Source organism: Streptomyces sudanensis (assembly GCF_023614315.1).
Classification (GTDB): Bacteria; Actinomycetota; Actinomycetes; order Streptomycetales; family Streptomycetaceae; genus Streptomyces; species Streptomyces sudanensis.
Map to the genome: position 1 here is coordinate 4,638,104 of NZ_CP095474.1, position 5,399 is coordinate 4,643,502.

Genomic DNA, 5,399 nt, shown 5'->3' on the forward strand with positions numbered 1-5,399 from the left:
AAAGGTGGGTGCTAGTGCGGGTCGAGGGGTGGGGGTCGTCGGCAGCGTCAGAGGNTCNNANCGGCGGGAACCCGGGGCGGGCGACGCCGACAGGATGGCGCACGGCGCGGAGCCGCGCCACCGGCCCGGCCCGGGGCGCCCGGCCGCGCTGCGCCCGTCCCGCGCCGTTTCGACCGCTGTCACCGCGAGGACCTACTCTGTGCACCGTGACCTCGCCTGCCCCGACGGAACCGACAGAACCCGTTCCGCCCCAGCTCGGCGCGGGGCCGAGGCCCGCGCAGGGCCCGGCCGCCGACGAAGGGCTGGCGCGGCGCCTGCGCGCGCTCGCCTGCACCGCCCCCCTGCACGACCTGGACGTCCGCAAGGCGAACCTGGCGGGGGAGTACTCGGTCTACACCATGGCGGAGATCGCCCTCGCCGCGATCGACCTCGTCACGCTCAACATGGACTTCGACACGGGCGCCGACCACGAGCAGGTCGTCGCCCGCCTGCTGCCGCGCGTCGCCGCCCAGGCCCCCGGTCGGCCCGCCGCCGAGCACGAGCGCGTCGCCCGCTGGGTCCTGGAGAACCTGATCAACGTCGGCAGCGTCGACCGGGGCTTCCGCGCCGTCTACGGCACCTTCGGCCCCGACGGCGCGTACGTCCGCAGGGACTACGACTTCAAGCTCGTCGAGGAGGTCCCCGGCCACGGCGGCGGCGTCTACCTCCGCACCACCGACGAGGCCGTCAACGTCCTGGTGGGCGCCCTCGACACGGACGTCACCAGCGCCCAGATCGCCGCCGAGGTCAAGCTGGAGGTGCTGGTCAGCCGGGGCCGGCTCGCCGACGCCCAGCTCGCCGCGGAGCAGGCCCGCTACCGCACGGTCCAGTACGCCGAGACCCTCCGCAGGACCCTGGAGGCGACCCGGCGCGACGTCCGCGCCGTCGACTGGCTCGACATCGTCCCCGACCTGATCGACGAGGCCCTGGCACACGTGGCGGACCGCTACCGCCACGAGAACGCGATCCTCACCAACATCCGCAAGGCCCGCGACGAGGCCGAGGGCTCCGAGCACAAGCGCCGCGCCGCCGAACTCGTCGACATAGTCAAGGACTGCATCCGCCGTCACACGCAGCTCCAGTCCCGCCTCCTGGAGGCCGGCCCGCTGTTCCGCGCCGAACAGGACCGCCAGGCCTTCGCCCGGCCCGCCGCCCGCGCCGGCGTCGACCTGTACGGCCAGCTCGTCGCCCCGCTGCTGCCGCTCCCGCTCGAGCAGGCGGTCCGCGTCACCGACGCGTACTTCGCGTGCGGCACGGGCCTGCGCGCCCCCGGCGCCGTCCGCGTCGGCGACCTCGTCGACCTGCTCCTCACCCCGCCCGCGGAGCGCGAGCACCTCGGCGCCGAGATGCCCGAGCCCGACCTGATCGCCACCCCCGACGACAGCCGCTTCAGCGAGGAGCAGCTGGCCGCGGCCACGGAACTGCTCGACCTGGAGCACGACGCGCCCCGCCGCCTCTCCGGCCTGCTCGCCGAGGCCCGCCTGCGCGACCCCGACCTGCCGTACCTCGTCGCCCTGCTCGCCGTCCACGCCGCGAGCCCCCCGGTCGGCACCGCCTACCGGCAGGGCGAGGAACGCCTCCTGTTCGCCGTCGACGACGGCACGGAACTGGACGACCCGGAGTTCGGCGGCGCCGACCTGATCGTCGGCACGGCCCTGCTCGACGCGGCGGGCATGGCCGCCGGCCGCACGGACCCGACATGACCGCGACCACCAGCAGCACCGAGGAGCACCAGCCGTGAGCGACCACCGCGCCGAGCACGCCGACGCGTGGGGCGAACCCGAAGCCGAGCGGGCCCCCCGGCCCGCCCCGCCCGGCGGCGTCACCCCCGCCGACGCGGCCGACGCCGCCCGGCTCGTCTCCTTCGGCCTGCAGCCCCGGCTGCTCCCCGCCCGCGACGCCGAGTACGCCGGACTGCTCCGCCGCCACCGCGAGGACCCGGCCTTCGCCCGGCTCGCCGACGCCGTCGCCACCGGTCTCGGCCTCGTCGTCCTGGAGGTCTCCCTCCGCGCGGGCATGGCCGTCGCGGCGGGTGAGGACTCCGTCTTCGCCGTCCGCATGGGCGACTACGCCCGCCGCGCCTCCGCCGACTCCGCCGACCGCTTCCTGCACGGCCTGGCCCACCTGGCGATCGCCGCCCTGGCCTTCCCCCGCCCCGAGGACCTCGCCGACGACGGCTACGTCGGCCGCATCACCGTCAACGGCGTCGACGCCTTCGTACGGCACGCCTGCCGCCGCCTGGAGGAGCGCGCCGAACGGGAGGGCGAGAACACCGACCCCGCCTCCGACGCCCCCGGCCTCGAAGCGGCTTGGCGCGTCTACGCGCGCCGCAGCGCCACCGGCGCCACCAAGGACGCCCGCCGCCTCGCCGGCTCCACCACCGGTGTCATCGGCAAGGCCGTCACGTTCCTCACCGAGTCCGGCTTCCTCCAGCGCACCGGCGACGACGCGGGCGGCACGTACCGCACCACCGCCCGCTACCAGCTCCAGGTCCGCGACATGGCCGGCAGCGCCGCCCTGACCGAGCTCCTCGACCTGGGCGTCGTCCCCGTCACCGACGGCTCCGCCACGCTCCTGCCCCCGCCGGACGGCGACGACCTGGAGCTGGCCGCCGACGCGGGCCTCCCGTTCCACGGCTGACCGCACCGCCCACCCGACCACCGCACCCCGCGAACCACCACCGACGAGAGTCCGCCGCCATGTACGAGCTGTCCCGGGTCCGCCTCTACTCCATCGGACCCGCCGGTGCCCGCTACGCCGACACCGTCCTGGACCTGCGCGGGGTGGGCGCGCCCGTGNCCCNCCCCCCCCGCGCAGGCGGACTTCTTCGAGGACGAGCCGGTCGGCCCGCCGCGCCGCCCCGCCCCCGCGGGCGTGCTGTTCCTGGAGAACGGCGGCGGCAAGTCCGTCCTCCTCAAGCTGATCTTCTCGGTGATGCTCCCCGGCCACCGCAACACCCTCGGCGGCGCTAGCTCCGGCGTGCTCCGCAAGTTCCTCCTCGCCGACGACTGCGGGCACGTCGCCCTGGAGTGGCAGCACACCCTCACCGGCGAGCTCGTCGTCGTCGGCAAGGTCAGCGAGTGGCGCGGCCGCCAGGTCTCCAGCGACCCCCGCAAGTTCGCCGAGGCCTGGTACTCCTTCCGCCCCGGCCCCGGCCTCGGCCTGGACAACCTCCCCGTCGCCGAGACCGCCTCCGTCCGCCCGCCGGGCGAGGGCGCCTCCGGAGCCCGGGGCCGCCGCCGCACCATGAAGGGCTTCCGCGACGCCCTCACCGAGGCCGGCCGCGCCTACCCGCACCTGGAGGTGTACTGGGAGGAGACCCACGACCGCTGGAACGAGCACCTCGGCGACCTGGGCCTCGACCCGGAGCTCTTCCGCTACCAGCGGGAGATGAACGCCGACGAGGGCGAGGCCGCCGGCCTCTTCGCGGTCAAGAAGGACTCCGACTTCACCGACCTCCTCCTGCGCGCCGTCACCGACACCCGCGACACCGACGGCCTGGCCGACCTCGTCGGCGGCTTCGGCGACAAGCTCGGCCGCCGCGCCGAACTGACCGCCGAGCGCGACTTCACCGCCGGCTCCGCCGACCTCCTCGGCCGCATCGTCGAGGCGTCCGCCGCCCGCGCCCGCGCCCGCGACGTCCACGCCGCCGCCGAGCGCCGCACCCGCACCCTCGCCCGCCGCCTCTCCGCCCGCGCCGCCGAGGAGCGCGGACGCGTCGCCGAACTCGCCGAGCAGGTCACCGCCGCCGCCGACACCGCAGCCGAGGCCGAACGGGCCCGCGCCCGCGCCTCCCTCGTCGCCGCCGAACTCGCCTACCGCCACGCCTCCCTGGCCCTCGCCGCCGCCGAGAAGGACGCCGCGGCCCAGCGCCGCGAACTGTCCGACGCCCGCACCCTCCACGCGGCCTGGCAGGCCGCCGAAGCCGTCCTGCGGCACCGTGCCGCGGCCGACCGCTCGGCGCGCGTGGCCGCCGCGATCCGGGAGGCCGAACGGGACGCCGCCCCCGCCCTCGCGGCCCGCGCCCAGGCGGCCGCCGACCTCGTACGGGCCCTCCACGCCGCCGCCGAGGACGGCGAACGCCACGCCGAGAAGGAGGAGCGGCGCTCCACCGCCCTTCAGGAGACCGCGGAGAGCGCGCACCGCGACGCCACCACCGCCGCCACCGAGGCCCAGCGCGCCCGCAGCGAGGCCGCCCACCTGCGCCAGCGCCTCGCCGAGGTCGAGCAGGAGACCGCCGAGGCGGTACGGGCCGGCTGGCTCGACGACACCGCCCCGGACGCGGACCCCGCCCGCGCCGCCCTGGCCGCCGGCGACGCCGAGAAGACCGCCGTCGCCGCCTGGGACACCGCCCGCGAGGCCGCCCGCGCCGCCGCCCAGCGGGCCCGCGAGGCCGCCGCCGAGGAGTCCCGGGCCGAACTGGCCGCCGCCCGCGCCGCCGACGCCGCGCAGGCGGCCGAGAACGCCCACCAGGCGGAGCGGCGCGCCGCCGAATCACTCGCCGCCGACGAGCGCCTCGCCGAACTCCTCGGCCTGCCCTCCGCCCCCGCCGCCCGCCTGCCCCGGCAGAACACCGGCGAGGACGTCCCGGCGGCGCCCGGCGACACCGGCCAGCCCGCCGCCGTCCGGGGCGCGCCGACCGCCGAGGACCTCGACCGGTACGCCGACGAACTGCGTGAACTCCTCGACCGGCACATCGCCTCCGCCGAACGCAAGCTGTTCGACCTGCGCACCGCCGCCGCCGACGACGCCCGCATCCTCGGCGCCCTCGGCGACGGCGGCCTCCTGCCGCCCGGACCCGACGTCCTCGCCACCGTCGAGTTCCTCGGCGAGCACGGCGTCCCCGCCCTGCCCGGCTGGCGCTACCTCGCCCAGTCCGTCGACCCCGCCGACCACGCCGCGGTCCTCGCCGCCCGCCCCGAGCTGGTCGACGGCGTCGTCGTCACCGACCCCCACTCGTACGCCCGCGCCCGCGAGGCCCTGTCCGGGGCGGCCCTCCTCCCGCGCTCCGCCGTCGCCGTCGGCACCGCCGCCGCGCTCCTCGCCCCCGTGCCCCGGACCGGGAACGACGACGGCGAGGTGTTCCTCGTCCCGCCGAACCCGGCCATGCACGACGAGCACGCCGCCGACGAGGAGCGCCGGGCCCTGCGCGCCCGCGCCGCCGCCCGCGACGAGGAGATCCGCGCCCTCGCCGCCCGCCTCGCCGGCGACCGGTCGCTGGCCGCCCGCATCGGCTCCTGGCGCGCCGACTGCCCGCCCGGCATGCTCGCCGAACTCGCCGAGGCCGCCGCCACCGCACGCGAGACCGCCCTCGCCGCCGAGGCCGCCCTCGCCGAGGCCCGCACCGCCCGCGCCGAGGC

General features: G+C 77.5%; 2 protein-coding genes and 1 pseudogene. All 3 read left to right on the forward strand.

What is annotated here, in order from left to right:
• Nucleotides 1-206: 206 nt before the first annotated feature.
• Nucleotides 207-1,742, forward strand: coding sequence for a hypothetical protein (locus MW084_RS21505; RefSeq protein WP_010468746.1), 1,536 nt, complete (start codon nucleotides 207-209; stop codon nucleotides 1,740-1,742).
• A 34-nt stretch (nucleotides 1,743-1,776) separates the two neighbouring features.
• Nucleotides 1,777-2,679 carry a hypothetical protein gene (locus MW084_RS21510; RefSeq protein ID WP_010468744.1) on the forward strand — a complete coding sequence of 301 codons (903 nt, stop codon included), beginning with the start codon at nucleotides 1,777-1,779 and terminating at the stop codon, nucleotides 2,677-2,679.
• A gap of 163 nt (nucleotides 2,680-2,842) precedes the next feature.
• Nucleotides 2,843-5,399 (forward strand): annotated as a pseudogene (locus MW084_RS21515) (coiled-coil domain-containing protein); the annotation flags it as partial.